Origin of the sequence: Bradyrhizobium sp. PMVTL-01 (assembly GCF_051861855.1) — a bacterium.
Classification (GTDB): Bacteria; Pseudomonadota; Alphaproteobacteria; order Rhizobiales; family Xanthobacteraceae; genus Bradyrhizobium.
In genome coordinates, this window is sequence record NZ_CP193982.1 from 748,775 (window position 1) to 775,544 (window position 26,770).

Annotated in this window: 28 protein-coding genes and 1 other RNA gene; 13 read left to right on the plus strand and 16 right to left on the minus strand. The window is 65.5% G+C overall.

Features of this window, described 5'->3' with window-relative positions; translation table 11 throughout:
* Window positions 1–2: 2 nt before the first annotated feature.
* The 6 genes from ACRQ5Q_RS03495 to ACRQ5Q_RS03520 all read right to left on the minus strand — a co-directional run bounded on the left by ACRQ5Q_RS03495 (window position 3) and on the right by ACRQ5Q_RS03520 (window position 4,965).
* Window positions 3–422 carry an HIT domain-containing protein gene (locus ACRQ5Q_RS03495; RefSeq protein ID WP_027561570.1) on the minus strand — a complete coding sequence of 140 codons (420 nt, stop codon included), beginning with the start codon at window positions 420–422 and terminating at the stop codon, window positions 3–5.
* A 279-nt stretch (window positions 423–701) separates the two neighbouring features.
* Window positions 702–1,829 carry a muconate cycloisomerase family protein gene (locus ACRQ5Q_RS03500; RefSeq protein ID WP_439396051.1) on the minus strand — a complete coding sequence of 376 codons (1,128 nt, stop codon included), beginning with the start codon at window positions 1,827–1,829 and terminating at the stop codon, window positions 702–704.
* On the minus strand, window positions 1,826–2,581 hold the full coding sequence (locus ACRQ5Q_RS03505) for an SDR family NAD(P)-dependent oxidoreductase (RefSeq protein ID WP_439396053.1): 756 nt from the start codon (window positions 2,579–2,581) through the stop codon (window positions 1,826–1,828). Before ACRQ5Q_RS03505 ends, ACRQ5Q_RS03500 begins: the two co-directional genes overlap by 4 nt.
* The gene (locus tag ACRQ5Q_RS03510) at window positions 2,581–3,375 is read right to left on the minus strand and encodes an amino acid ABC transporter ATP-binding protein (RefSeq protein ID WP_439396055.1); all 795 of its coding nucleotides are present in this window, start codon (window positions 3,373–3,375) and stop codon (window positions 2,581–2,583) included. The genes ACRQ5Q_RS03505 and ACRQ5Q_RS03510 overlap by 1 nt, the downstream gene beginning before the upstream one ends.
* A complete protein-coding gene (locus ACRQ5Q_RS03515; RefSeq protein ID WP_439396057.1) occupies window positions 3,372–4,034 on the minus strand; it encodes an amino acid ABC transporter permease in 663 nt (220 codons plus the stop codon). Before ACRQ5Q_RS03515 ends, ACRQ5Q_RS03510 begins: the two co-directional genes overlap by 4 nt.
* Before the next feature lie 85 nt (window positions 4,035–4,119).
* Complete coding sequence (locus tag ACRQ5Q_RS03520) at window positions 4,120–4,965, minus strand: transporter substrate-binding domain-containing protein (protein ID WP_439396059.1); 846 nt, start codon at window positions 4,963–4,965, stop codon at window positions 4,120–4,122.
* A 182-nt stretch (window positions 4,966–5,147) separates the two neighbouring features.
* On the opposite strand from ACRQ5Q_RS03520, the gene ffs reads away from it, so the two are divergent.
* The 5 genes from ffs to ACRQ5Q_RS03545 all read left to right on the plus strand — a co-directional run bounded on the left by ffs (window position 5,148) and on the right by ACRQ5Q_RS03545 (window position 8,600).
* Window positions 5,148–5,244: signal recognition particle sRNA small type (gene ffs, locus ACRQ5Q_RS03525), an RNA gene on the plus strand.
* A gap of 94 nt (window positions 5,245–5,338) precedes the next feature.
* Window positions 5,339–7,180 (plus strand): DNA polymerase III subunit gamma/tau, encoded by a 1,842-nt coding sequence (locus tag ACRQ5Q_RS03530; RefSeq protein WP_439396061.1) that lies wholly within the window; start codon window positions 5,339–5,341, stop codon window positions 7,178–7,180.
* A gap of 27 nt (window positions 7,181–7,207) precedes the next feature.
* Entirely contained in the window at window positions 7,208–7,528 is a 321-nt protein-coding gene (locus ACRQ5Q_RS03535; RefSeq protein WP_211412300.1) for a YbaB/EbfC family nucleoid-associated protein, read from the plus strand.
* Window position 7,529: 1 nt separating this feature from the next.
* Window positions 7,530–8,132, plus strand: coding sequence for a recombination mediator RecR (recR, locus tag ACRQ5Q_RS03540; protein ID WP_027561562.1), 603 nt, complete (start codon window positions 7,530–7,532; stop codon window positions 8,130–8,132).
* Between the two features lie 30 nt (window positions 8,133–8,162).
* A complete protein-coding gene (locus ACRQ5Q_RS03545) occupies window positions 8,163–8,600 on the plus strand; it encodes a hypothetical protein (protein WP_439372778.1) in 438 nt (145 codons plus the stop codon).
* A 126-nt stretch (window positions 8,601–8,726) separates the two neighbouring features.
* Here ACRQ5Q_RS03545 and ACRQ5Q_RS03550 read toward each other — a convergent pair whose 3' ends face one another.
* Together ACRQ5Q_RS03550 and ACRQ5Q_RS03555 are read right to left on the minus strand one after the other, a co-directional pair.
* Window positions 8,727–10,091, minus strand: a complete 1,365-nt coding sequence (locus ACRQ5Q_RS03550; protein WP_439396063.1) for an AmpG family muropeptide MFS transporter — start codon at window positions 10,089–10,091, stop codon at window positions 8,727–8,729.
* A gap of 81 nt (window positions 10,092–10,172) precedes the next feature.
* Window positions 10,173–11,372, minus strand: a complete 1,200-nt coding sequence (locus ACRQ5Q_RS03555) for a DNA recombination protein RmuC (RefSeq protein WP_439372780.1) — start codon at window positions 11,370–11,372, stop codon at window positions 10,173–10,175.
* Between the two features lie 171 nt (window positions 11,373–11,543).
* Between ACRQ5Q_RS03555 and def the strand changes: the two genes are divergently transcribed.
* The 3 genes from def to truA all read left to right on the plus strand — a co-directional run bounded on the left by def (window position 11,544) and on the right by truA (window position 13,937).
* Entirely contained in the window at window positions 11,544–12,071 is a 528-nt protein-coding gene (gene def / locus ACRQ5Q_RS03560; RefSeq protein WP_439372781.1) for a peptide deformylase, read from the plus strand.
* A 202-nt stretch (window positions 12,072–12,273) separates the two neighbouring features.
* Window positions 12,274–13,197: a methionyl-tRNA formyltransferase gene (fmt, locus tag ACRQ5Q_RS03565; protein ID WP_439396064.1), complete on the plus strand. Its 924-nt coding sequence runs from the start codon at window positions 12,274–12,276 to the stop codon at window positions 13,195–13,197.
* On the plus strand, window positions 13,197–13,937 hold the full coding sequence (gene truA, locus ACRQ5Q_RS03570; protein WP_439396066.1) for a tRNA pseudouridine(38-40) synthase TruA: 741 nt from the start codon (window positions 13,197–13,199) through the stop codon (window positions 13,935–13,937). The genes fmt and truA overlap by 1 nt, the downstream gene beginning before the upstream one ends.
* Window positions 13,938–14,017: 80 nt before the next feature.
* On the opposite strand, the gene ACRQ5Q_RS03575 is transcribed toward truA, so the two are convergent.
* From ACRQ5Q_RS03575 to ACRQ5Q_RS03595, 5 genes are all read right to left on the minus strand, one after another.
* Entirely contained in the window at window positions 14,018–14,503 is a 486-nt protein-coding gene (locus ACRQ5Q_RS03575; protein ID WP_439372784.1) for a F0F1 ATP synthase subunit B family protein, read from the minus strand.
* Window positions 14,504–14,509: 6 nt separating this feature from the next.
* Window positions 14,510–15,076, minus strand: coding sequence for a F0F1 ATP synthase subunit B family protein (locus tag ACRQ5Q_RS03580; RefSeq protein ID WP_439396068.1), 567 nt, complete (start codon window positions 15,074–15,076; stop codon window positions 14,510–14,512).
* Between the two features lie 60 nt (window positions 15,077–15,136).
* Window positions 15,137–15,364, minus strand: coding sequence for a F0F1 ATP synthase subunit C (locus ACRQ5Q_RS03585; protein ID WP_018643436.1), 228 nt, complete (start codon window positions 15,362–15,364; stop codon window positions 15,137–15,139).
* Window positions 15,365–15,417: 53 nt separating this feature from the next.
* Window positions 15,418–16,167, minus strand: coding sequence for a F0F1 ATP synthase subunit A (locus ACRQ5Q_RS03590; RefSeq protein ID WP_439372786.1), 750 nt, complete (start codon window positions 16,165–16,167; stop codon window positions 15,418–15,420).
* A 112-nt stretch (window positions 16,168–16,279) separates the two neighbouring features.
* A complete protein-coding gene (locus tag ACRQ5Q_RS03595; RefSeq protein ID WP_439372787.1) occupies window positions 16,280–16,654 on the minus strand; it encodes an AtpZ/AtpI family protein in 375 nt (124 codons plus the stop codon).
* Between the two features lie 75 nt (window positions 16,655–16,729).
* Here ACRQ5Q_RS03595 and ACRQ5Q_RS03600 point away from each other — a divergent pair, with 75 nt between their 5' ends.
* The 3 genes from ACRQ5Q_RS03600 (at window position 16,730) to ACRQ5Q_RS03610 (ending at window position 18,163) form a co-directional block, all read left to right on the plus strand.
* Complete coding sequence (locus ACRQ5Q_RS03600; protein WP_439372788.1) at window positions 16,730–16,972, plus strand: hypothetical protein; 243 nt, start codon at window positions 16,730–16,732, stop codon at window positions 16,970–16,972.
* A gap of 41 nt (window positions 16,973–17,013) precedes the next feature.
* The gene (locus tag ACRQ5Q_RS03605) at window positions 17,014–17,529 is read left to right on the plus strand and encodes a hypothetical protein (RefSeq protein WP_439396070.1); all 516 of its coding nucleotides are present in this window, start codon (window positions 17,014–17,016) and stop codon (window positions 17,527–17,529) included.
* Between the two features lie 160 nt (window positions 17,530–17,689).
* Entirely contained in the window at window positions 17,690–18,163 is a 474-nt protein-coding gene (locus ACRQ5Q_RS03610) for a secondary thiamine-phosphate synthase enzyme YjbQ (protein WP_439396072.1), read from the plus strand.
* A gap of 117 nt (window positions 18,164–18,280) precedes the next feature.
* Here ACRQ5Q_RS03610 and ACRQ5Q_RS03615 read toward each other — a convergent pair whose 3' ends face one another.
* Window positions 18,281–19,906, minus strand: a complete 1,626-nt coding sequence (locus ACRQ5Q_RS03615) for an MFS transporter (protein ID WP_439372791.1) — start codon at window positions 19,904–19,906, stop codon at window positions 18,281–18,283.
* 341 nt (window positions 19,907–20,247) lie between these two features.
* Between ACRQ5Q_RS03615 and ACRQ5Q_RS03620 the strand changes: the two genes are divergently transcribed.
* Both ACRQ5Q_RS03620 and ACRQ5Q_RS03625 read left to right on the plus strand, forming a co-directional pair.
* Window positions 20,248–20,919, plus strand: a complete 672-nt coding sequence (locus tag ACRQ5Q_RS03620) for a response regulator (protein WP_018643430.1) — start codon at window positions 20,248–20,250, stop codon at window positions 20,917–20,919.
* Window positions 20,920–21,436: 517 nt separating this feature from the next.
* A complete protein-coding gene (locus tag ACRQ5Q_RS03625) occupies window positions 21,437–22,465 on the plus strand; it encodes an alpha/beta fold hydrolase (protein ID WP_439396074.1) in 1,029 nt (342 codons plus the stop codon).
* Here the strand turns inward: ACRQ5Q_RS03625 and ACRQ5Q_RS03630 are convergent.
* On the minus strand, window positions 22,366–22,824 hold the full coding sequence (locus ACRQ5Q_RS03630; RefSeq protein ID WP_439396076.1) for a S8 family peptidase: 459 nt from the start codon (window positions 22,822–22,824) through the stop codon (window positions 22,366–22,368). The genes ACRQ5Q_RS03625 and ACRQ5Q_RS03630 overlap by 100 nt on opposite strands.
* A 145-nt stretch (window positions 22,825–22,969) precedes the next feature.
* Complete coding sequence (locus tag ACRQ5Q_RS03635; RefSeq protein WP_439396078.1) at window positions 22,970–26,479, minus strand: PAS domain-containing hybrid sensor histidine kinase/response regulator; 3,510 nt, start codon at window positions 26,477–26,479, stop codon at window positions 22,970–22,972.
* Between the last annotated feature and the right edge of the window lie 291 nt (window positions 26,480–26,770).

Consider the following 26,770-nt stretch of genomic DNA (forward strand, 5'->3'; position numbering starts at 1 on the left):
TTTCAACCCAACCAGATCTTGCGGCGAAGCGCGCTGATGAAATTCTGAACCTCCGCGGCATCGTGTGCCAGAGGCGGCATCACGCCCCACACCGGCCGCGGCCAGGCCGCGTCACTGGTGCGACGCGCGATGATGTGGACGTGAAGCTGCGGCACGAGATTGCCGAGCGCCGCGACATTGAGCTTGTCGCATTTGGTGATCTCCTTCAGCGCGCGCGAGACGCGAGAGATCTCGGTCATCAGCTGCGCCTGCTGCACCTCGTCGAGATCGATGATCTCGACCGCATCGACCCGTCGCGGCACCAGCAGCAGCCAGGGATAATGCGCATCCTTGATGACCAGCACCTTGGACAGCGGCAGATCGCCGATGTCGATGGTGTCCTCTTTCAGGCGGGAGTGCAGCGACCAGGCGGGATCAGACATATGCGTTTCCGGATGGCCCGATCGGGAACGGGCTTGTTGGGCCGGACCATACGACAGCGATTCCGATTGGGGAAGGACAGCGACTGCATACACGGTCGTCGCTTTCTTCTCCCTCTCCGCGTTCTTACGGGGAGAGGCCCGGGGTGAGGGGCTCTCTTCACGCGTGGGATCGCCGGGAGACCTGTACCCCCTCACCCGGAATTCAAACTTCGTTTGAATTCCGACCTCTCCCCGCACGCGGCCCGCAAGCGGGGAGAGGTGAAGTTCAGCTCGCAATCCTTACGCCTCCGCCAGCACCCGCGCATTGGCGCGGACCGAGGCCTCGCTGACGCGGATGCCGAGGCCGGGACCGTCGGGCACCACGACATGGCCGGCGCGGTTGGCGACGCGCTCTTCCAGCACGTCCTCGGTCAGCACGTGGTGCGGCATATAGAACTCGCAGCCGAGCGAGATGCCTGGCGTCGCCGCGATCAGCTGCGTGCCTGCGGCAAGGCCAATGCCGCCCTCCCACAGCGTGCCGCCATAGCCGGGCAGGCCGGCGATGTCGGCGATCGCCATGATGGCCTGCGCCTCGAACAGGCCGCCGGCCTTCATCAGCTTGATCGAGACGGCGTCCGCCGCCTCGCGGCGCACCACCTCCATCATGTCGCGGCGGTCGAAACAGCTCTCGTCCGCGAGCAAGGGCGTTTCCAGTGCTGCCGTGAGCTGCGCCATCACATCGAGATATTTGCGCGGCACCGGCTGCTCGATGAAGGTCGGCGCGAACTCTTCGACGTCGCGCAGGACCTTGATGGCGCCGAACGGCGCCAGCGCCTGGTTGTAGTCGACGCGCAGATCGACCTTGTCGCCGAACTCTTTGCGGATTGCCTCGAGATGCTCGAGATCCTCGCGATGCGGCTTCACGCCTGTCTTGACCTTGTAGATGACATTGCCGTCCGGAACCATCTTTCGCATGCGCTCGAGATCGGCGGCGAAATCGGGATCGGCGATCGAGAAGGAAAGGGGGATGGTGTCGCGCACGCGGCCGCCGAGCAGGTCGGCGACCGAGAGTCCCGACGACTTGCCGACGATGTCGAGCAGCGCCATCTCGATTCCAACCTTGGCCTCGGCATGTCCGACCAGCGCGCGATCGAGCTCGGCCATCAGCGCGCGGATGCGGCGCACGGGTTTGCCGAGCACGATCGGGCGCAGATAAAGGTCGAGCGCGGAGAAGGCTGCCTCCGGTGTTCCCGTGAACACCTCCCACGGCGCCGCCTCGCCCCAGCCGACGACGCCGGCGCTCGAGGTGAGCTCGATCAGCACGCGCTTGATCGTGCCCTTGACGTTGCCGACGCCCTGCAGGCGCGCCATCTTGATCGGGCTTTCGATCAGGAACAGCCTGATGCGTTCGACCATTGCTTCGGTCATGTCAGGCCTCCATTGACGTGCCAGACCTGGCCGGTGACGTAGGACGCCTTCGGTGATGCCAGGAAGGCGATGATTTCGGCGACCTCCTCCGGCCGCCCGCGGCGTCGCATCGGGATCAGTGCTTCGGTTGCGGCGATCTGCTCGGGCGACAACCGGCTTTCGCTGGGCTTGTCCTTGACGATGAGGCCGGGGGAGACCGCGTTGACGGTGATGCCGTCTTTCGCAAGCTCCATTGCGGTGAGCCGCACCAGTGCTTCGAGCGCGGAGCGGCTCGCGGCGGTCGCCGCGAAGGGCGCGAATTCCGGGCGGATCGCATGCGCGACGAACGACGACACCGCGACGATGCGCGCCTCGCGCCCGGCACGCAGCAGCGGCAGCGCGGCGTCAACGAGCCGCGTGAAAGCCAGCGCGGATTCGTCCATCGCTTGTCGGAATTGATCGGCGGGCGTGCCGATGGCGCTGCCGCGGCGGGCATGGCCGCCGACGAGAACCAGTCCGTCGAGACGGCCGAAGGCGGCTTGCGTGGCGGCGATCGCGTCGATGGCAGCAGCCTCTTCGGCGAGATCGCCGAGGCACTTTGCCACAACACCGCCCATCGCTTCGGCCTCCGCCGCAGTGGCTTCGAGACCTTGCGCGTTCGAGCGCGTGTGCAGCAGCAGCGCGGTGCCGGGCGCCGCGAGCAGCTTTGCGGTGGCGCGGCCGATGCCGCTGGCGGCACCGGTGACGAGATAGGCGCGATTGATCCCGGACATCACGATGCCGGTGTGGCCGGCGGCAGGGCGCCGGTGCGGTGGAAATGGCCGAGGAAGGCGCGCGTGGCGGCTTCGTTGGGATTATCGATCACCTGCCGCGCCGGGCCTTCCTCGACCACGACGCCGTCGCGCATGAAGATCAGACGGTCGGCGACCTCGCGGGCAAACGCGATCTCGTGAGTCACGATCACCATGGTCATGCCTTCGGAGGCGAGCCGCTGCATCACGTTGAGCACCTCGCCGACGAGCTCGGGATCGAGCGCCGAGGTGGCCTCGTCGAACAGCATCACGTCCGGCTCCATTGCGAGCGCGCGCGCGATGGCGACGCGCTGCTTCTGGCCGCCGGAGAGCGTCGCCGGATACTGGTCGGCCTTCTCGGCAAGCCCGACCTTGGCGAGCTGGGCCCGCGCGAGCTTCTCGGCGACGGCCTTGGCCATGCGTCGTACCGTGACCGGTCCCTCCATGACGTTCTGGAGCGTCGTCATGTGCGGGAACAGGTTGAAGTGCTGGAACACCATGCCGGTGGTGGCGCGAAATTTTGCCAGCGCCTTCACGTCGGGGAGCCTCGTGCCTTCACCAAATGCAAAACGCGTATCGCCGACGCGGACGCTGCCGCCGTCGGGCACGACCAGCAGGTTGATGCAGCGGAGCAGCGTCGATTTGCCGGAGCCTGATGGCCCGATCAGCGCGACCACGCCGCCCTTGGCGACGTCGAGACTGATGTTCTTCAGGACCTCGTTGCTGCCGAAGCTCTTGCGCAGGCCACGGATCTCGATTTTTGACGTGTCGCTCATTCGCTCACCGCCAGTCGCTTCTCGCCACGCCGGACGATGATGGTGAGCGGGATCAGGATCGCTGCATAGGCGAGGGCAACCGTAGTGTAGGTCTCCAGCGGCCGATAGCTGTCATGGGCCGCGACCTGGCTTTGATAGACGAGGTCAGGCACGGCCAGCACCGAGACCAGCGAGGTGTTCTTGAACTGGATGATCGACTGGTTCATCAGCGCCGGGATCATGCGCTTGATCGCCTGCGGCAGCACGATGCGGCGCATGCTCTGGCTCGGTGTCATGCCGAGCGCGGCACCGGCTTCCGACTGGCCGCTGTCGATCGAGACGATGCCGCCGCGGATGATCTCCGAGTAGAACGAGCCGCCATAGAGCGAGAGCGCCAGCGCCGATGCGGTGATCGGCGTCATCTCGACGCCGGCGAGGATCGGCAGCGCGTAATAGAACCAGATCAGCTGTACCAGGATCGGCGTGCAACGAAACGCCTCGATGAAGGCGAGCGCGGTCAGCCGCAGCGCTTTGAAGCGCGACAGGCTGCCGAATGCGCCGAGCAGGCCGAACAGCAGCCCGCAGACGACGATGACCACGGTGAAGCCGACGGTGACGCCGAGCCCGTTGAGAAAGAGCCAGCGATAGCTCCAGAGGATGCCGAAGTCCCACTGATACATGCGTGCTTTCTTGCTTCACCTCTCCCGCAAGCGGGAGAGGGAGAGGAGCGGTGCGCGCGGCTCTCACTTGCCTCAAACGGATAGCTTACAGCGACACGCCCGGCGGAATGTCCGCCTCGGTCACACCCACGAGCTCCATGTTCGTGATGATCGCGTTGCGGATGAAGCCGAGGCCCTTGTTGAAGTCGATCCAGGTGTTGACGTAGTCGCGGAAGGTCTTGTCGTTCTCGCGGCGGAAGCCGGCATTCGATGTCGTCGCGAAGATCGGCGTCGGCAGCACGAACTGGCCGAGCGAGGGATTCTTCTTCAGCACGGTGAGCGACAGCATGGTGATCAGGCACTGCGCGTCGACGCGGCCGGTCTGCAGCGCGGCGGTGGCGTCGTCCGCGGTCTTCAGGCGCGAGATCTGCGCCTTCGGCGTCAGGCGGCTGACGACCTGGTCGTGCGAGGAGCCCTGGTCGACCGCGATCTTGATGTCGGGGGAGTTCAGCTCGGCCCAGCTCTTCGGCTTGAAGTCCTTCTTGCAGAGGATGCCGAAGGCGTTGTTGAAGACCGGCACCGAGAAGTCGACGACGAGCGCCCGCTTCGGCGTCGGGTTGAGGCCGAAGAAGATGTCGATCTTGTTGGACTGCAGATCGAGCACCGAATTGCCCCAGGTGGTCTCGGTGATCTCGAGTTCGGCCTCCATGTCGTCGGCAAGCCCCTTGGCAATGTCGATGTAGAAGCCCTTCCACTGGCCGGTGGCGAGGTCCTTCATGTAGTAGGGCGCGCCGCCGCCAACGGCGCCGATCCGCATCTTCTTGGTCCGGCGGATGCGGGCGAAGGTCGATTCGTTCGGATCGGCGGTCTGGGCCACGGCTGGCGCGGCCAGCGCTGCCGCGGTCACCGCGCCAAGCCCGACAATCGATGCAACATCACGACGTGTAACCATTGGGATCAATCGCTTTTCTGGTTGGATGGAGTTCCGGCAGCGTTCTAGCAAGGTGGCCCCCGCAGCGAAAGCACAGCCTGTCGGCCGACCAGGACCGCGATTGCCCGGATGCTGGGCAAACCCGATCCGTTCGCGCCGATACCCGCTTGCTTTCCGCTCCCTTTGGCCCCAAATAGGGGTCGGGAGATTGGCGGTGGACGAGCCACTCGCCAACCGGGTCAGGTCCGGAAGGAAGCAGCCCTAACGAGGTCCGGATCGGGTCGCTCGTCAGTCTCCTACCTGTTTTTCCGAGCGAATTGCGCCGGCGGGCTCCCCGCCGGCGCGCTCCTTTCCGCAAAAGCCGGCCGAGAGAGATTTCATTGCGGATCGACCGATGACCGACGCTGGCGCCCCTCCCAATCCTGACAGCGCCGGCCCGGCCGGCAACGCGCCTTACCGGGTGCTGGCGCGCAAATACCGTCCTTCCAGCTTCGACGACCTGATCGGCCAGGAGGCCGTGGTCCGGACCGTTTCCAATGCGTTCGAGACCGGCCGCATCCCGCAGGCCTGGATCCTCACCGGCGTCCGCGGCGTCGGCAAGACGACCACTGCGCGCATCCTGGCCCGTGCGCTCAACTACGAGATGCCGGACGGCTCGGTGCATGGGCCGACCATCCACATGCCGACCTTGGGCGTGCATTGCCAGGCGATCATGGAAAGCCGGCACATGGACGTGCTGGAGATGGACGCGGCCTCCCATACCGGCGTCGACGACGTGCGCCAGATCAATGACAGCGTGCGCTATGCGCCGGCCAGCGCCCGCTACAAGGTCTACATCATCGACGAAGTCCACATGCTGTCGACGGCGGCGTTCAACGCCTTCCTGAAGACGCTGGAGGAGCCGCCGGAGCACGCCAAGTTCGTGTTCGCGACGACCGAGATCCGCAAGGTTCCGGTCACGGTGCTGTCGCGCTGCCAGCGCTTTGACCTGCGCCGCGTCGAGGCCGATGTGCTGATGAAGCATCTCGCCAACATCGCTGCCAAGGAAAGCGTCGAGATCGAGCCCGAGGCCCTCGGCATCATAGCGCGTGCCGCGGAAGGCTCGGTGCGCGACTCTCTGTCGCTGCTCGACCAGGCCATCGCGCATGCGGCGGGGCAGGTGAAGGCCGACGCCGTCCGGCAGATGCTGGGCCTCGCCGACCGCACCCGCGTCATAGATCTGTTTGATTCGCTGGCGCGCGGCGACATCGCCGCCGCCTTCAAGGAGTTCCGCGACCAGTACGACATCGGCGCCGATCCGATCGTCGTGCTCTCCGACCTCGCCGAATTCGTCAACTTCGTCACCCGCGTGAAGATCGTGCCGGCGACCGCCGACAACGTCGCCTATGGCGAGACCGAGCGCGTGCGCGCGAGGGATTTCGCCTCGAAGATCTCGATGCGCGTGCTGTCGCGGATGTGGCAGATGCTGCTGAAGGGCATCACCGAGGTGCAGGCGGCGACACGCCCGGCCGCGGCTGCCGAGATGGTGTTGGTGCGGATCGCCTACGTCGCCGACCTGCCGACGCCGGATGAAGCGATCAGGATGCTCGAGCAGAACGGCGGCGGCTCGCCGGTCGTGAACGGCGGCGGGACTGCGCGCAGCAGCGCGCCGGCTGCGTCTATGGCCTCTGCAGCGCCTGTTGCGTCCGTGGCGCCGGTTCGCATGCCGACATCGTCGCCATCGGCGTTCGGCGGCGCGGTCCGTCCGCAGATGGCGGCGCCCGCGCCCGATCCGCAAGGTGCCGCGCCGCAGCTGCGCATCACCAGCTTCACCCAGCTCGTGGCGCTCGCCGGCCAGAAGCGCGACCTCATGACCAAGGGCGCGCTCGAAGGTGACCTGCGCCTCGTCCGTTTCGAGGAGGGCCGGCTCGAGGTCGCTCTCGAGCCGAACGCCTCCAAGACCATGATCTCGGAGCTCGCGAAAAAATTCGAGCTGTGGACCGGCCGGCGCTGGACCGTGATCGTCTCCAACGAGCAGGGCCAGCCGACCCTGCGCTCGGTGAACCAGGCCGCCAAGCAGGAGCATGCGCGTACCGCCGAGGCCGATCCGCGCGTGCAGGAGGTGCTGTCTCGCTTCCCCGGTGCGAAGGTCATCGAGGTCCGCAGGCTTGCCCCCGAGGCGCCGGAATCCAATATTAATGCGGACTATGGCAGTGACGATCCCGTCGACGGTTCCGACGGCGATGACGATCTCTGAGCCGACCTTTTCAAGGATACGCGACCTATGGCTGATTTTCTCGGCATGATGAAGCAGGCGGCGCAGCTGCAATCCAAGATGCAGGAAATGCAGGAGCAGCTCGCCAACGTGGAGGTTGAAGGCATCTCCGGCGGCGGCCTCGTCGCGGTGCGCATGACCGCCAAGATGGACGTCAAGGGCATCAAGATCGATCCCTCGCTGATGAAGCCGGAGGAGCGCGAAGTCCTGGAGGATCTGCTCGTCACCGCGCTCGGCGATGCCCGCCGCAAGGCGGAAACGGCGGTGCAGGACAAGATGCAGTCGCTCACCGGCGGGCTCGGCCTGCCGCCGGGGCTGTTCGGCCAGTAAGATGGGTGCGGTCGCAGGCCCCGAGATCGAGCGGCTGGTCCAGCTTCTCGCACGGCTGCCGGGCCTCGGTCCGCGCTCGGCGCGGCGCGCCGCGCTGCATCTGATCAAGAAGCGCGAAGCGCTGATGATGCCGCTGTCGTCGGCCCTTCAGGTCGCGCTGGACAAGGTCCAGGTCTGCAAGACCTGCGGCAATATCGATACGCAAAATCCCTGCACGGTCTGCACCGATCCGAAACGTGATCCCGCGATCATCGTCGTCGTCGCCGACGTTGCCGATCTCTGGGCGCTGGAACGGGCCAATGCGACCCAGGGGCGCTATCATGTGCTGGGTGCGACATTGTCGCCGCTCGACGGTGTCGGCCCGCAGGACCTCACGATCGACGCGCTGGTCGCGCGCGCGCATGCTGCCGAGGTGCACGAAATCATCCTGGCGCTGAATGCGACGGTGGACGGCCAGACCACGGCGCACTACATCACCGACCTGCTTCAGGACGCCAACGTCAAAGTAACCCGACTCGCGCATGGTGTGCCGGTCGGTGGCGAGCTTGATTATCTCGATGAAGGTACGCTATCGGCCGCCATGCGGCAGCGGACCCTGTTCTAGCTATCCTGCAGATCTGACGGAACGGACGACATGACGAAACTCTTCGCCACACGGTTGGCTTTGGCCGCGACGATGCTCCTGCTGGTGACCCCGGCGATCTCCGCGCAGCAGGACGATGCGGCGCCGCCGGCCCCCAAGCCCGGCAAGCCGATCAACACCGGTGACGTGCTCTCGGGAGAACTGACCGCATTGAAAGTGCGCGACGTGAAGAACGCGGGCAAGCGGATCGCGACCTACCAGATCACCTCCGAACCGCGCCGGTTGCCGGCGCCGGGCGGGCTGTGCAATCTCGAAACCGGCCCCGAAACCTTCCAGCTCGTCACCGCCAGCGACGCGCAGGCCGCGCAGTTGAAGTCGTTCGTCGGCAAGGAGATCTCGGTCAAGGTCGACGAGGTCGCCTGCGCCAGCGATCCCGGCCAGATGAGCGAGGCCGTGATCACGAAGTGGAGCCTGATCAAGAAGCAGTAGGGGGCGCGCCACTCCCTCGGCCGTCATTGCGAGGAGCCCTTGCGACGAAGCAATCCAGGCCGTTTCCGCCCAGGGCAGTCTGAATTGCTTCGCTTCGCTCGCAATGTCGGTGGTCGGAGCGTCAGCTCACACCCGCACCGGCCCCAGCGCCTCGAAATGCCCGCGCTTCTGCAAGTAGGCCAGCAGCATCAGGCTCGGGATCGCCACCAGCACGCAGATGACGAAGAACAGCGGCCACCCCGTCGTCTCCGCGACATAGCCTGCGCTCGATGACAGATACGTCCGCCCCACCGCCGCGAGCGCGGTGAGCAGCGCATATTGCGTCGCCGTGTGCAGCGGATTCTGGCACAGCGCCGAGAGATAGGCGACGAAGATCACGGTACCGATCGCGCTGGTGAAATTCTCGGCGCAGATGGCGAGCGCCAGCGCCCATTGGTTGGTGCCGACCACGGCGAGCCAGGAGAAGGACAGATTGGCGAGCGCCTGCACCACACCGCCGATCCAGAGCGATGTCGCCAGCGAATAGCGCCGCGCCACGAACCCGCCGGCGAACCCGCCGATCAGGGTTGCGGCGAGGCCCACGCCCTTGACGATCGCCGCATAGTCGTTGCGGGTGAAGCCGAGGTCGATCACGAACGGCGCCGTCATCGTGCCCGAGAAGGCGTCGGTGAACTTGAACAGCACCACGAAAGCGAGTGCCGCGAGCGCGTCCTTGCGCGTCAGGAACTCCGAGAAGGCGCCGATCGCCGCATGCAGCACGCGCGTGAACGCAGTCTCTTCTTGCGTCGCGGCCTCGGCCCGCACTGATTGTTCGGGCTCGGTCGCGACCAGCGCCGTGATCGTCCCGATCAGCACCATCGCCGCCATCACCACATAGCCCCACATCCACGCCGATGGTCGCGGGATGCCGTTGCCCTCGAAACCCGAGACGATGAACAGCGCACCCGCGGTCGAGACCAGCATGCCGATGCGATAGGCTGCGACGTAAGCCGCCATGCCGGCGGCTTGCTCGCTCTCCGGCAGGCTCTCGACGCGGAAGGCATCGACAACGATGTCCTGCGTCGAGGACGTCGTCGCTACCAGCAGCGCGCCCAGTGCAACATAGAATGGCGAGCGAGCGGGGTCGGTCATCGCCAGCAGCACGATCGCGACGATCAGCAGCAGCTGCGAGAACACCAGCCAGCCGCGCCGCCGCCCGAACGCGCGGGTGAACAGCGGCACATGCAGCGCATCCACCAGCGGCGCCCACAGGAACTTCAGCGTGTAGGGCGTGCCGACCAGCGCGAACAGCCCGATGGTCTTGAGGTCGACCCCGGCTTCGCGCATCCACACCAGCAGCGTCGATCCCGACAGCGCCAGCGGCAGGCCGGAGGAGAAGCCGAGGAACAGCACGATCAGCACCCGCGGTTGCAGGTACACGGCCAGGCTCTCCCGCCAGGAGGGCGCAGGGGCGGCAGTCGCGGCGGAGGAGGTCGCGTCGGGAGCGGTCATGGGGGGGTGTTAGCAGATTCTGGCCCTACAGGTGAGCTGTCGTCACCCGGTCGAGCCGGGCGACGACAGTGTGCCTTAAATTCACTCCCCCGCCTGGAGCTTCCTTGGAAACAGTTCCGGCGCGGCCGTCGCCACCAGCCTCGGCCCTTCCGCCGCGTCGGTCTTGCTGAAATCGAGCTCCTCGATTCTCCCTGCGCGCTTTTCGATCTTGTCGGCGGAGATCAGGATCTGGCGGACGTCCTCGTTCGCGTCGGAAAAATGCTTCTGCAGTTTGACCACGCGATCGCGCAGGCGGCCGAGATCGTCGCCGAGCTTGATCACCTCGGTCTGGATCTGGTCGGCGGCATCGCGCATGCGCGCGTCCTTCATGATCTGCTGCATCACCTGGATCGCGAGCATCAGCAGCGAGGGCGACACCAGCACCACGCGGGCGCGATAGGCCTTCTGGATCACGTCGTCGAAGCCGTCGTGAATCTCCGCGTAGACGGATTCCGACGGCACGAACATCAGCGCCATCTCCTGGGTCTCGCCGGTGACGAGGTATTTTTCGGCGATGTCGCTGACATGCTTCATCACGTCGCCGCGCAGCCGCTGCGTGGCCACGCGCCGCTCCTCGTCGGTGCGGGCATCGTGCAGCGCCGTCATGGCCTCCAGCGGGAATTTGGCGTCGATGCAGAGCGGGCGCTGGTCGGGGAGGAACACGACGCAGTCGGGCCTTTTTCCGGTCGAGAGCGTGAACTGGAACTCGTAGGAGCCCTTGGGAAGGCCGTCCTGGACGATCGCCTCCATCCGGGCCTGGCCGAAGGCGCCGCGCGACTGCTTGTTGGCGAGCACGTCGCGCAGGGTCGTCACCTGCGTGGTGAGGTCGGTGAGGTTCTTGTGCGCGTTGTCGATGATGCCGAGCCGCTCATGCAGGGCGCGCAGGCTCTCCATGGTGTTGCGGGTCGAATGTTCCATGGACTGGCCGACGCGGTGGGTCACCGAATCCAGCCGCTCGTTGACGGCCCGAGCCATCTCGGCCTGCCGGCCAGCCAGCGCCTGGGTCATGGCGTCGACCCGGCCCGAGGCCTCGCTCTGGGCGCGCAGCACCTGGGCGAGGCGTTCCTCGAGCTCGTCGGCCCGGATCGCGTGCGCCATGGCGAGTTCCGCGCCGCGCCGTCCCGAGCGTGCGATCACGACCGCGATCACAACCAGCAGGATGAGGACGAGCGCGCCGAAACCGATCAGCACATCGATGGTGCGCACCGGCAAGTCGCCGAGCATGACAATGATCTCATTCATGCCTGCTGTTCTAACCGATTCGCGGTGAGGTGCGAACGAAGGGGGAACGTCGTCGGTTAATGGTCCCTGAATTCTTATGGTTAACGAAACCTGAAGTTTTATGGTTAGCGGAGGGTTAACGGGGTTCCTCGCCGCATTGACCGCATCCGGCGCGCGGCTTAAATCGCGGCCATGGCCCTACGAGAAATCATCATCCTGCCCGACAAGCAGCTGCGCCTGGTCTCCAAGCCGATCGAGAAGGTCACCTCGGAGATCCGCAAGCTCGCCGACGACATGTTCGAGACCATGTATGACGCGCCCGGCATTGGCCTTGCGGCGATCCAGGTCGCGCAGCCGCTGCGGCTGATCACCATGGATCTCGCCAAGCGCGATGAGAACGGCGAGACCAAGCACGAGCCGCGCGTCTTCATCAATCCGGAGATCCTGGCTTCCTCGGAGGAGCTGTCGGTCTACGAGGAGGGCTGCCTGTCGATTCCCGAATATTACGAGGAGGTCGAGCGTCCCGCGAAGGTGCGCGTGCGCTTCACCGATCTCGACGGCAAGGTGCACGAGGAGGACGCCGAGGGCCTCTACGCCACCTGCATCCAGCACGAGATCGACCACCTCAACGGCGTCTTGTTCGTCGACTATCTGTCGAAGCTCAAGCGCGACCGTGTGATGAAGAAGTTCGAGAAAGCCGCCAAGCGCGCGGGCGAGTGAATTGCAGCCGATCGGTTCTGCCACATGCCCTACTCTGCTCCCTCCCCCTTGTGGGGGAGGGCAGGGGAGGGGGGCAGCCCAGCAAATGGTTTAACTGGGGCGAAGAACCGATCCGCGCTCAAATCGTGAGAGCGCGTCGTGTGGCACCCCCCTCCCTAACCCTCCCCCACAAGGGGGGAGGGAATGCACCTGGGTCCTTGTCATGCCCCTCCGCCTCATCTTCATGGGCACGCCCGATTTTTCCGTGCCGACGCTGCTCGAGCTGGTCGCGCATGGCCACGAGATCGTGGCGGTCTACACCCGTGCGCCGAAGCCCGGCGGGCGGCGCGGCCTGCAATTGCAGCCTACCCCGGTTGAAGAAGCCGCGCGAAAACTCGGTATTGCCGTGTTGACGCCGAAGACGCTGAAGACTCCGGAAGCGCTAGAGGAGTTTCGCGCTTTCGACGCCGACGCGGGCGTGGTCGTCGCCTATGGCATGATCCTGCCGCAGGCGATCCTCGATGCGCCGAAGCTCGGCTGCTACAATCTGCACGCGTCGCTGTTGCCGCGCTGGCGCGGCGCCGCCCCCGTCAATCGCGCGATCATGGCAGGCGATGCCGAGAGCGGCGTCATGGTGATGAAGATGGATGTCGGCCTCGACACCGGCGATGTCGCCATGGCCGAGCGCCTTCCGATCACCGACACCATGACCGCGCGCGACCTGCATGACCGTCTCTCGCGCCTCGGCGCCGACCTGATGGTCCGCGCCATGGCCGCGCTCGAACGCGGCGGGCTCCAGCTGAAACAGCAGAGCGAGGACGGCGTCACCTACGCCGCCAAGATCGACAAGGCCGAGGCGCGGATCGACTGGAGCAAGCCCGCGCATGCGGTGCTGCGCCACATCCACGGTCTGTCGCCGTTCCCCGGGGCCTGGGCCGAGCTCGAAAATGCACGCGTCAAGATCCTGCGCTGCGAGCTGGCGGAGGGATCGGGCGAGCCGGGAGAAGTGCTGGACGATCAGCTCACGATCGCCTGCGGTGAGGGCGCGATCCGCATTCTCGAGCTTCAGCGCGAGGGCAAGGGCCGGATGCAGGCCGCGGACTTCCTGCGCGGCGTACCTGTGAAGCCGCCGATGCGGCTGGCCTGATGCCGCGCTACAAGCTCACCATCGAATATGACGGCGCGCCGTTCTTCGGCTGGCAGGTGCAGGACACGCTGCCGTCGGTGCAGGGTGCGCTGGAAGCGGCGGTGAAGGCGATGACCGGCGCGGATCTGCGGGTGCATGGCGCTGGCCGCACCGATGCCGGCGTGCATGCGCGCGGCCAGGTCGCGCATGTCGACGTCGAGAAGCAGTTTCCGCCCGGCCGCTTTCGCGACGGGCTCAATGCGCATCTGCGTCCGCATCCGATTGGGGTGATCGAGGCCGAGATCGTGCCCGATACGTTCGAGGCGCGCTTTTCGGCAGTCAAGCGCCACTACCGCTACCGCATCGTCAACACCCGCGCCAATCTCGCGCTCGACGCCGGCCATGCCTGGCGCGTGCCGCGCAAGCTCGATGCCGAGGCCATGCACGCGGCGGCGCAGCGGCTGCTCGGCAAGCACGATTTCACCACCTTCCGCGACACCGAGTGCCAGGCCAAATCGCCGGAGAAGACGCTCGACCAGCTCGATGTGATTCGCGACGGCCGCGAGATCATCGTCATCACCTCGGCGCGCTCGTTCCTGCACAGCCAGGTGCGCTCGATGGTGGGATCGCTGGTCTGGGTGGGCGAGGGCCGCTGGACCGCGGACGATCTCTCTGCAGCCCTCGCCGCCCGCAACCGCACCGCCTGCGGCATCGTCGCGCCGCCGGACGGGCTGTATCTGATGAAGGTGGACTACGAGTGAGGCGGGTTGCGGGAGGACTATCGGACAAAAAAAAGCCGGCGCTCGCGCGCCGGCTTTTTTGATTGATGAAGGCAAGGGCCTCAGTTCAGCTTCTGCCTGACTTCGTTGATGCCCTTGGCGAGCAGGTCGTCGGCGGCCTGGCCCTTGACCGATTGCGACAGGATCGTGGAAGCGGCCTGGACGGCGGCCTCCGCGGCTGCGGCGCGGACATCGGCCAGCGCCTGGGCCTCGGCGAGCGCGATCTTGCTCTCCGCGGTCTTGGTGCGGCGGGCGACGAAATCTTCCATCTTCGCCTTGGCGTCGGCCGCGATGCGATCGGCTTCGGCCTTGGCGTTGGCGATGATGTCGGCAGCCTCGCGCTCGGCCGTGGCGCTGCGCGCCTTGTAGTCGGCGAGCACCTTGGCCGCTTCCTGCTTGAGACGCGCCGCGTCGTCGAGCTCGGCCTTGATGCGCTCAGCGCGATGATCGAGCGCGGTCATCGCCGACTTGAACACCCCGAGATAGCCGAACACGACCATCAGGATCACGAAGGCGATGGCGACCCAGGTTTCAGGATCGAAGAACATCTGTGGCTAACCCTTCAAGGACGCATCAACGGCGGCATTGACCGACGCCGCATCCGGAACGACTCCGGTGAGCTGCTGCACGATCTGGCCTGCCGCATCGGCCGCGATGCCGCGGACGTTGCTCATGGCGGTCGTGCGGGTCGAGGCGATGGTCTTCTCCGCCTCGGCGAGCTTGGCCGCCAGCTGCTCTTCCAGCACCTTGCGCTCGGCATCCGCCTGCGCATTCGCCTTGTCGCGGGATTCGCTGGCGATCGCCTGCGCGCGCGAACGCGCCGCAGCGAGCTCGCCCTCATAGGCCTTCAGCGCCGCCTCGGACTGGTCCTTCAGCTTCTGCGCTTCGGCGAGGTCACCCTCGATCTTGTTCTGGCGCGCCTCGATCGCACCGCCGACCTTCGGCAGAGCGAGCTTGGACACGATCACGTAGAGCAATACGAAGAAGATCGCGAGCGACACCAGCTGCGAAGCAAAAGTGCTGCTCTCGAACGGCGGAAAACCGCCGCCGTGATGACCGCCATCGGCTTCGGTGTGAGCGCCCGCCGCCGGACTTTTTGCCCCGCCATGACTCTCGGCCATGGAGTACTCCTGTTGCTGTCACGCGCCGCTTCGGATGAAGCGGCGCGAAAGAAGTCGTCCTTAGAAAACGAACAGCAAAAGCAGCGCGATCAGCAGCGAGAAGATGCCGAGCGCTTCGGTCACGGCGAAGCCGAAGATCAGGTTGCCGAACTGGCCCTGAGCGGCCGACGGATTGCGGACCGCTGCGGCGAGGTAGTTGCCGAAGATCACGCCCACGCCGACGCCCGCACCGCCCATGCCGATGCACGCGATGCCCGCGCCGATAAGTTTTGCTGCTGCCGGATCCATTTTAGACTCCTTGGAAGAAAGATTGAGTTGTGGGTGGAAATTCCCCGGACCGCTCAGTGTCCCGGATGAATGGCGTCGTTGAGGTAGATGCAGGTCAGGATCGCAAACACATAGGCTTGCAGGAACGCGACCAGAATCTCGAGCGCGTACAGCGCGATCGTGAGCGCCAGCGGCAGCACGCCGCCGACCCAGCCGATGGCGCCGAGCGAGAAGCCCAGCATGGCGACGAAGCCCGCGAACACCTTCAGCGCGATGTGGCCGGCCAGCATGTTGGCGAATAGGCGAATGCTGTGCGAGACCGGCCGCAGGAAGAACGACAGGATCTCGATGAACATGACCAGCGGCAGGATGTAGCCGGGGACGCCGTGAGGAACGAAAATCGAGAAGAATTTCAGGCCGTTCTTGGCGACGCCGTAGATCAGCACGGTGAAGAACACCAGCAGCGCCAGTCCGACGGTGACGATCAGGTGGCTCGACACCGTGAAGGTGTACGGGATGATGCCGACCAGGTTCGAGACGCAGATGAACATGAACAGCGAGAAGATCAGCGGGAAGAACTTCATGCCTTCCGCGCCGGCCGTCGAACGGATGGTCGAGGCGACGAACTCGTAGGAGATTTCGGCGACCGACTGCAGGCGCCCGGGAATGAGCTGCGAGCCGCTGGCGAGCATCAGGAGCGAGATGATCGCAACTGCCACCAGCATGTAGAGCGATGAATTGGTGAAGGCGATCGTCTGATTGCCGATATGGCCGATCGTGAAGAGAGGCTCGATGTTGAACTGGTGGATCGGATCGATTTTCATCGGCGCGGCATCTCTTGGTCTGCCGGGCAATGCCGGCGGGTCTCGGTCTGCCGGCCGGGCCGGCCCGTACCGGCAAGGCCGGCACGATCATTCCTCTCCTGTGCGGATCGCCTTACGAGCCACCGCGCCTGTTTTGACCCGCGCCTGCCGATCTCACCACATTCACCACGCCGGCCACGAAGCCCAGCAGCAGGAACACGATGAATCCGAAAGGCGACGTCGACAGCAAGCGGTCGAACCCCCAGCCAATCCCCGCCCCGACAGCGACACCGGCGACCAACTCCGAGGATAACCGGAAACCAAGCGCCATCGCCGAGGCTCTGGCCGCTCTGTCCTCACCGTCACCTGCGGGTTGCTCGGTCTTGGGGCGGCGGTCGCGAAGTTCGGACAACCGCTGATCAAGATTTCCGAGCCGTTCGGAAAGCGCAGCTTCCTCGGGCGATCTATCGCGATCTCCATTCCCGCCGTGTCCCGTGCCCTGTGTCATGCAACGAAGACCCGAAACGCACCGGCTGAATGGAAATTACGCCCGCCACCCTCAAAAGCCGCGCGGACCATACTGATGGCCCATAATCAAGTCAAGCCAAGTCACGATTGCGTCGCTTTCTGTTATGTATCTGATTTACTTGACGATATCGCCGCGCGCGGCAGCGCTGCGCACAGCGTGACGCCGCACCGCAGCAGGTCTCCTCTTGATCGGTGGACGTCGTCGCCATTTCGCCGCGCTGCCGGGATCAAACGGGCTGGCGCGATTGTTGATTTCGGGCGGGTGTTTTTGGCGGCAGATCGCCGCGCCGCGGTGTAGAATTGCGGAGGTGCCACCCGCGCGTGGTAGCGGAGAGCGCGATGAGACCAGTGAGGTCATCCACAGCATCATGGCTCGCGGCGTCGTTCGCCGCCGTGATGGTCAGCGGCAGCCTTGTGGCCGCGCAATCGGCGCCCGACGGTGAAAACGGCCGCTACACAATGACGCCGATCCCCGAGGGGGTGCTGCGGCTCGACACCCGCACGGGAACGATGTCGACCTGCACCAGGAATGGGACCGGCTGGGCCTGCTACGCGGTGCCCGACGAGCGCGCCGCGTTCGATGCCGAGATCGGCCGGCTCCAGGCTGAGGTCGAGAAGTTGAAGGGCCAGCTCGCGGCCGGGCCGACCGTGTCGGGCAAGATCGAGGAGCCACTGCCGAAATCCGATCCGCTGAAAAAGGCAGAGCCCAAGGCCGCCGAAGGCGAGCGCAAGATCGAGATCCCGCTGCCCAGCGATCAGGACCTTGATCGCGTGATGTCGTTCCTGGAAAAGGCGTGGCGCCGGCTGATCGACATGGCCAACCGGGTGCAAAAGGACGTGTCGGGGAAGATTTGAATTGTCGTCCCGGCGACAAGCCAGGAGCCATACGCCGCGGCCCGTCGGTTCCTTCTCGATGCGCGTTGCCACCTTTCGCCGTCACGCGCATTCGGGGTAATGGGCCCGGGCTCCCGTACGCAATTGGGCACTAGGCCGGGACGACGTTATGAGGCCCTCTATGACATCAGCCAAATCCGTAACCCGCTCGGCGCCATCGACGGTGCAAGCCACCACTATCTCGTCGTCGCTGCTCACCGTACAGACCCCGGGCCGCGGCTTCACCGACCTCACCAGCGAAGCCGCAAAATTCGTCGCCGAGGTGCGCGCAGGCGAGGGCTCGTTGACACTGTTCATCCGTCACACCTCGGCGTCGCTGACCATCCAGGAGAATGCCGATCCCTCGGTGCTGGTCGATCTCACCACCGCGCTGTCCCGGCTGGCGCCGGAGGATGCGGGTTGGACGCACGATACCGAGGGACCGGACGACATGCCCGCGCACATCAAGACCATGCTGACGCAGACCTCGCTGCAGGTCCCGGTCCTGAACGGCAGGCTTGCGCTCGGTACCTGGCAGGCGATCTATCTGGTCGAGCACCGCGCCCGCCCGCACCGGCGCGAGGTGGTGCTGCAATTCATCGGCAGCAACCGGTAGGGCGTATTCGAGCGAAGCGGATACCGCTCGCGTGAAGAAGACGCGCCGCGACATCCAAAACAAAACCGGCCGCGGAGAGCGCGGCCGGTTGGTCTCGTTGGGGTTCGCTGGCTTCGATCAGGTCGCCTTGATGTCGACGTCCTTGGTCTCCGGCACGAAGAGGAAGCCGATGACCACGGTGATCGCAGCGAAAATGATCGGGTACCAGAGGCCGGCATAGATGTCGCCGGTCGAGGCCACGATGGCGAAGGCGGTGGCGGGCAGGAGGCCGCCGAACCAGCCATTGCCGATGTGGTAGGGCAGCGACATCGAGGTGTAGCGGATGCGGGTCGGAAACAATTCGACCAGCATCGCCGCGATCGGTCCGTAGACCATGGTGACGAAGATCACCAGGATGAACAGCAGGCCGATGATGGCTGCGACCTGCGGGCGGAAGATGTCGAACGGATGCGCCATCTTCACGATGCCCGCATCGCCGGCCTTGGGATAACCAGCCCCCTGCACCGCGGCGAGAACGGCGGGGTTGCTGTCCTTGGCGTTCGTGTACGGAACTTCCTTGCCGTTGACCACCACCTTCACGGCGGAGCCGGCCGGGGCCGGAGTGGTCGTGTACTTGACCGACGACTGCGACAGGAAGGCGCGTGCGGTGTCGCAAGGCGCGGTGAAGACGCGGGTGCCGACCGGGTTGAACAGGTCGCCGCAGCCTGCGGGATCCGCCACCACCTCGACCTTGACCGACTCGATCGCCTTTTCCAGCGCCGGGTTGGCGTTGGTGGTGATCATCTTGAAGATCGGGAAGAAGGTCAGCGCCGCGATCAGGCAGCCGCCGAGGATGATCGGCTTGCGGCCGATCTTGTCGGACAGGACACCGAACACGATGAAGAAGCCGGTGCCGAACAACAGCGACCAGGCGATCAGCAGGTTGGCGGTATAGCCGTCGACCTTCAGGATCGATTGCAGGAAGAACAGCGCGTAGAACTGCCCTGTGTACCAGACCACGCCCTGGCCCATGGTGCCGCCGAGCAGGGCGAGCAGCACGAGCTTGCCGTTCTGCCAGTTGCCGAAGGCTTCCGTCAGCGGCGCCTTCGAGCTCTTTCCCTCTTCCTTCATCTTCTGGAAGATCGGCGATTCATTGAGGCGCAGCCGGATCCAGACCGAGATGCCGAGCAGCAGGACCGACACAAGGAACGGGATTCGCCAGCCCCACTTGGCGAACTCGGCTTCGCCGGTCGCGGTGCGGGTGAACAGGATCACCAGCAGCGACAGGAACAGACCCAGCGTTGCGGTGGTCTGGATGAAGGAGGTGTAGTAGCCGCGCTTGCCGTTCGGCGCGTGCTCCGCGACATAGGTCGCCGCACCGCCATACTCGCCGCCGAGCGCCAGGCCCTGGGCGAGGCGCAGCGCGATCAGGATGATCGGGGCCGCGATGCCGATGGTCGCCGCGTTGGGCAGCAGGCCGACGATGAAGGTCGAAAGACCCATGATCAGGATGGTGACGAGGAAGGTGTATTTGCGGCCGACGATGTCGCCGATACGGCCGAACACGATCGCGCCGAACGGACGCACCAGGAAGCCCGCCGCGAATGCCAGCAGCGCGAAGATGTCGCGGGTGGCCGGCGGATAATCCGAGAAGAACTGCACGCCGATGATCGAGGCGAGCGAACCGTAGAGGTAAAAGTCGTACCACTCGAACACGGTACCGAGCGAGGAGGCGAGAATGACGAACCGTTCGTCCTTCGTCATCCCTCCTGCGCCGGCCTGAGACACAGCCATTGTCGACATATTGGGTCGCTCCCCGAAATGCGTTTCCTCGCGCCCCGGGCGTCCGGACATGCCGGATCGACCCAGGTCTTGCCCGCAAGGTAACATCGGCGTGAAACCCGCCCCAATACGACTTTCGGCCTTGCGCACTGACGCGCCCCTCGACTGCACGGGATCGGGCGCGGGCACGGCAACGAAGGCTTGCGGATTAACCCTTTGCAGCAAAGGGATAATGGGCACTTGCATGCCACGGCCGGGCAGGGAAGAATTGACCTGCCGCGGCAGCGACTCGCCGGCCGGTCGCGAACGACAGCAAGAGAACGATGAACGCTCCCTCGACCCATCTCGTCATTGCCGATGACCATCCCCTGTTCCGTGATGCGCTCCGGCAGGCAGTGGCGAGCGTCCTGACCTCGGCCAGGATCGACGAGGCCGGATCGTTCGAGGACCTGACCAAGCTCCTGGAACAGACCTCCGATGTCGACCTGATTCTGCTCGACCTCTCGATGCCCGGAATCTCGGGCTTCTCCGGCCTGATCTATCTGCGTGCGCAATATCCGGCGGTCCCGGTGGTGATCGTATCGGCCTCCGACGACAGCGCCACGATCCGACGCTCGCTCGATTTCGGCGCCTCCGGCTTCATTCCCAAGCGGTTCGGCGTCGAGACGCTGCGCGACGCCATTCTCAAGGTGATGGAAGGCGACGTCTGGGTTCCCGCCGACACCGACCTGTCGGCCGCCGCCGATCCGGACATGACGCGCCTGCGCGACCGCCTGGTGACGCTGACCCCGCAGCAGGTGCGGGTCCTGATGATGCTGTCCGAGGGACTGCTCAACAAGCAGATCGCCTACGAGCTCGGCGTCTCCGAAGCCACCATCAAGGCGCATGTCTCGGCGATCCTGCAAAAGCTCGGCGTCGAGAGCCGGACGCAAGCCGTGATCGCCGCCGCGAAGATCGCCGGCGGCCAGTGGAAGCAGGGCACGCCGACGGGGTAGAGCGTCTACTCATCGGCTCGCCCATATCCAAGCTCCGCGCCGACCGCCGAGCTTGTCGCGTCAACCGGCGCGGTGCCGGCGAATTTCGTTGGGGCGAAGGGAGGCCAGAAGGAACTCGGCTCCCGGGAGAGCACGGCATAAGCCGTCCAACCCCTGCGCAGGGGAAGGCCGTGTGTTCGGCTTCACCTGTATGCCGCTGTGCAGTTCTTTTGCGCTACATGCGCACAGCGGACCGTGGGTGCCAGCCGGCACCCGGCCTTCCCTGCGCCCTTTTCAAGAGCGCGTGAAGCGACAGCAAGCCTCCGGCGGAAAACGTCGCGAGAAGTCGAAGGTGCGTCCGCTGTTCGAGATGTGCACTGGAGGGCGATCCTTCGTACCTTGCTCAACGAGTTCCATGCAGGCCTCACAACTTCTCACAAGTCCAAACGAGCCTTGCGTGGCAGGCGTTGATAGTCAGTTGCGCGACGGCAAGGAGGACTTTCGTGACCCGGACGGCAACCATCAACGAGGTAGCAACATGAAGCAGCTCATCGACCAGCACCGCCGCAAGTTCCTTGGCGTCGCCGCCGGAACGGTCGCCGTCGGTCTCGGCGTCCTTGAACTTGCCCGCGCCGAAACGGAAGCGCCAAGCGCCTCCGCATCGAATGCGTCCTTTGGCGCGATCAAGCAGATCGAGGCCGGCGTCCTCAATGTCGGCTATGCGGAGGCTGGCCCGTCGAACGGGCCGGTCGCGATCCTGCTGCACGGCTGGCCCTACGACATTCACGCCTTCGCCGACGTTGCGCCGATCCTGGCGAAGGCCGGCTATCGCGTGATCATCCCTTATCTCCGCGGCTACGGCTCGACGCAGTTCCTCTCCAGCGAGACGCTTCGCAACGGCGAGCCTGCTGCATTGGCGGTCGATGTCATCGCGCTGATGGACAAGCTCGACATCAAGAAGGCCGTCATCGCCGGCTTCGACTGGGGCGCTCGCACCGCCGACATCATCGCCGCGCTGTGGCCGGATCGCTGCCGCGCGCTGGTGTCGGCCAGCGGCTACCTGATCTCCAGCCAGGCCGCCGGCAGCGCGCCGCTGCCGCCGTCGGCCGAGCTGCAATGGTGGTACCAGTTCTATTTCGCGACCGAGCGCGGTCGCGCCGGCTACGAGAAATACACGCACGATTTTGCCAAGCTGATCTGGAAGCTGGCCTCGCCGCAATGGAAGTTCGAGGACGCCACCTTCAACCGCAGCGCGGTTGCGCTCGACAACAAGGATCACGTCGCGATCACGATCCACAATTACCGCTGGCGGCTTGGGCTTGCCCAGGGCGAGACGAAGTATGAGGAGCTCGAAAAGAAGCTGGCGGCAGCTCCCGTCATCGACGTGCCGACGATCACGATGGAAGGCGACGCCAACGGCGCGCCGCATCCCGACCCCAGCACCTATGCCAAGAAGTTCTCCGGCCGCTACGAGTTTCGGCTGATCACGGGCGGCATCGGCCACAATTTGCCGCAGGAAGCACCGCAGGCCTTTGCCAAGGCAGTCATCGAGGCCGACGGTGCCTGAGCACTCATTCGATGCCCCCCGAGCTGGTTTGCCGTTGCGTCCGGTCGAGCCTGCAACAATAGCGCCGCGAGACCGGCGATGTGGGGTGTCGCCATCGAGGTCCCATCCATCGTCTCGTAGCGGTTGCCGGGAACGCAAGAGGTGACAGCCACCCCGGGCGCGGCGAGGGCGGGGCACAACGGATTGATCGGGCGATTGAAGCGCTGACTGCTGGAGAAGTCCGGCACCTTGTTGTGGACGTCCATCGCACCGATGGACAGGACATTGGCGTAGTTGCCGGGTGATCGGCTGGTCTGCGGACCTTCATTGCCGCACGCTATCACCGGCAAGACGTTGGCGGCCCGCAACGAGTCGATCACGGCCTGGAACGCCGGTGTGAAGCCGCGCAGCCGAACTCCGCGTGCGACGCATTTGCACGCGGATCAGCTGTTCGCAGTGAGGCGCAACACCGCGACAAGGGTAGATTTGGTCGCAGAACCTGACATATGCGCGGCTCTCTCGCCGCTATTCCGCCGCGACCATCTGCTGCGTGCGCCACTGGCCGAGCAGGGCGCGGAGCGAGGCCGGCTTCACGGGCTTGTTGAGCACGGCGATCTTTTCCTCGCGCGCGGCCTGTTGCACGGCGGGGCTGCGGTCGGCGGTGATCAGGATCGCTGGAATGGCGTCGCCGAAACGGCGGCGGATATCGCGGATCGCGGCGATGCCGTTGCCGCGGTCGAGGTGATAGTCGACGAGCAGGCCGGTGACGCGCTTGCGGGCAGCCTCGATCGCGACGATCGCGGCTTCGGGATCGGCGACCGCGATCACCTCGGCGTCCCAGGCCTTCAGGAGCGTACGCATGCCGTCGAGGATCGCGGCATCGTTCTCGATGCAGACGATCAGCGCACCCGCGATCGGCGTGCGCGCCAGCGGCGTGGCGCTGGTCACGGCGGCGGTGAGCGTGATCGCTTTTGCGGTCGGCACTGTCACCGAGAAGACCGAGCCGCCGCCGATGGCGGAGTCGATGGCGATGCCGTGGTTGAGCACGCGCGCCAGCCGTTCGACGATCGACAGGCCGAGGCCGAGGCCGCGCGCGATCCGCGCGCCTTGCTCCAGGCGGTGGAATTCCTTGAAGATCTCGCCGCGCTTGACCGGCGGGATGCCGACGCCGGTGTCGTAGACGCAGATCTTGAGCGAGGCGCCCTGGCGTCGGCAGCCGACCAGCACGCGGCCGCGCGGGGTGTACTTGATCGCGTTGGAAATCAGGTTCTGGAGCAGGCGCCGCAGCAGCAGCCGATCCGACTGCACCGGCAGCGAGCAGGGCACGAAGGCGAGATCGAGGCCCTTGGCCCGCGCGATCGGCGCGAACTCGATCTCCAGCGAGCGCATCAGATCGGCCATCTTGAAGCTGGAGATCGAGGTCGCCATCGCGCCAGCATCCAGCCGGGAGATGTCCAGCAGCGCGCCGAGGATCTCCTCGATGGCCTGGAGCGATTCGTCGATGTTCTCGACCAGCCGCGTCTCCTCGCCATTGTGCTGGCGCTCGACCAGGCTCGTGACATAGAGCCGGGCGGCGTTCAGCGGCTGCAGAATGTCGTGGCTGGCGGCGGCGAGGAAGCGCGTCTTGGAGATGCTGGCATCTTCCGCCGTGCTCTTGGCAAGCGCGAGTTCCGAGTTCAGCCGGGTCAGCTCCTCGGTGCGGTCGCGCACGCGCTTCTCCAGCGTCGCGTTGGCGCGCTCCAGCGCTTCCGCCGCCTCGAAGGTCGGTGTGACGTCGGTGAAGGTGATGACGAAGCCGCCGCCGGGCATGCGGTTGGTGAGCACCTCGATCACCATGTGGCGTTCCGGCAGGCGCTCGAGATAGGGCTCGCCGTCGGTGGTGTAGGCCACGAGCCGCTGCTCGATCATCGCCTCCCGCTCCGCCTCATTGTCGGGATCGCTTACGCCCATGAATTCCAGGATTTCACGCAAGGGCGTGCCGAACTGGATGAAATGCGGGGGGACGTTGAGGAGATCGCCGAACTGCCGGTTGGAGCAGATCAGTTGCAGATCGGCGTCGAACACCGCAATGCCCTGGCGCACATGATTGAGCGCGGTCTGGAGGATCTCGCGGTTGAAATGCAGCGCCGCATGGGAATCGTCGAGCAGTTTCAGCGCGGCCTTGGCCGAGACGGTGCGTTTGCGCAGCAGCAGCGACATCACGAGGCGCGAGGACGCAGCGCCAATCGACGAAGCGATCAGGTGCTCGGCGTGCTGCAACAGCTCGAAATCGGCGGGTGCTCCGGGCTCGAGCCGCACATTGCGCCGCGCCGAGAAGGCTTCGAAAGAATGCCGGGCGCGGTCGGGCCCGAGATATTGCGCCACCGTGGTCTGGATGTCCTGCACCGTGACGGTGGTGCGCCAGCGGCGGAAATTCGGGGCGATCGGGGCGAGCGTGTTAGGCACGAACAGATCGGCCTGCACCAGCTCGATCGACGACGGCCGCCGGGCCAGCGAGAGCAGCACGTAGGTGAGGATGTTGAGGGACAGCGACCAGATCACGCCGTGCATCAGCGGCGGCAGGTCGGCGCCGAACAGCGCCTGCGGCCGCAGCGCCTCGATTCCGAACGGGCCGTGCTGGAGCCACAGGATGCCCGTCGTGGAGGAATCCATGAAGCTCGGCATGAACAGCGTGTAGAGCCACACCGCAAAGCCGACCAGCATGCCGCCGATCGCGCCGCGCGCGGTCGCGCGCCGCCACAACAGCCCACCGAAGAAGCTCGGCGCGAGCTGGGCGATGGCGGCAAAGGAGAGCAGGCCGATCGCCGCGAGCTGGGTGTTGCCGAGCGCGCGATAGTAGAAATAGGCCATCACCATGATGGTGAAGATCGCCAGGCGCCGCGAGCGCAGCAGGAAGTCGCTGAAATCGGCGCCGCCGGTGCGTCCCTCCGGCCGCCGCTGCAGCACCAGGGGCACCACGAGGTCGTTCGAGACCATGATGGAGAGCGCGACGCACTCGACGATCACCATCGCGGTCGCCGCCGACAGGCCGCCGACGAAGACGGCAACGCTGAGCAGATCCGCGCCGCCCTCCATCGGCAGCGCCAGCACGTACATGTCAGGGTCGGCCGCGCCGAATGGGAAGGTGACGAGGCCGGCGAGCGCGATCGGGATCACGAACAGATTGATGGCGACGAGGTAGAGCGGGAACAGCCAGCGTGCGCGACCGACCTCGGCATCACTGGAATTCTCCACCACGCTGACGTGGAACTGGCGCGGCAGCAGCATGACCGCGCACAGCGACAGCAGCGTCATGGTCAGGAAGTTGCCGATCGACGGCGAATAGTTGATCGTGCGCACCGCCTCCGGCGTCCTCATCGCGCGCTCGATCAGTTCATGCGGCGAGAACATCCAGAAGGTGACGAAGATGCCGGCGGCAAGGAAGGCGACCAGCTTGACGATCGATTCGGTCGCCACCGCCAGCATCAATCCGTGCTGGTGCTCGGTCGCATCGGTCTGCCGCGTGCCGAACAGCACCGCGAAGGCCGCCATCGCCAGCGTTACCATCAACGCCATGTCACCGAGGATCGGGATGTGGGAAAAGGCCTGGTCCTCGCTCAGGATCGTCTCCAGCGAGGAGGCCACCGCCTTGAGCTGGAGCGCGATGTAGGGCACCGAGCCTATGATCGCGATCAGGGCCACGGTCGCCGCCACCGCCTGGCTCTTGCCGTAGCGCGCGCCGATGAAGTCGGCGATCGACGTGATGTTGTGGGTTTTCGCGAGCTGGATCACGCGGCGCAGCACGCCTGTGCCGAGCCCGATCATCAGGATCGGCCCGACATAGATCGCGAGGAAGTCGGTCGAGGTGCGCGTGGCGAAGCCGACCGAGCCGAAGAAGGTCCAGGAGGTGCAGTAGATCGCCAGCGACAGCGGATAGATCAGCCCGGACGCACGACCGCGCCCGGCCGGCGAGCGGCGGTCGCCATGGCTCGCCACCAGGAACAGGAAGCCGATATAGCCGAAGGCGGCGGCGATCACGCCCCAGTCGTGCAGCATGGCGAGCGCGCTTCTCCCTGGACGCCAACGCGCCCGGTATCATTTTCCCTTGCAAATCTAGCGCGTTGCAGGGACGCAAGCGACAGCGAAATGACCTGCGAGGCCGGGAACCGGGGTTGTCGTTAAGGCGTGGGATGGGCTGCCTGCTCTCCTCGCCCCGCTTGCGGGGAGGAGGGTCGGGTGAGGGGGGCTCTCCGCGGGGACGGTGACAGTTGAAATCGCCGAGACTCCCCCTCACCCGGATCGCATCTGGCGATGCAATCCGGCCTCTCCCCGCAAGCGGGGAGAGGC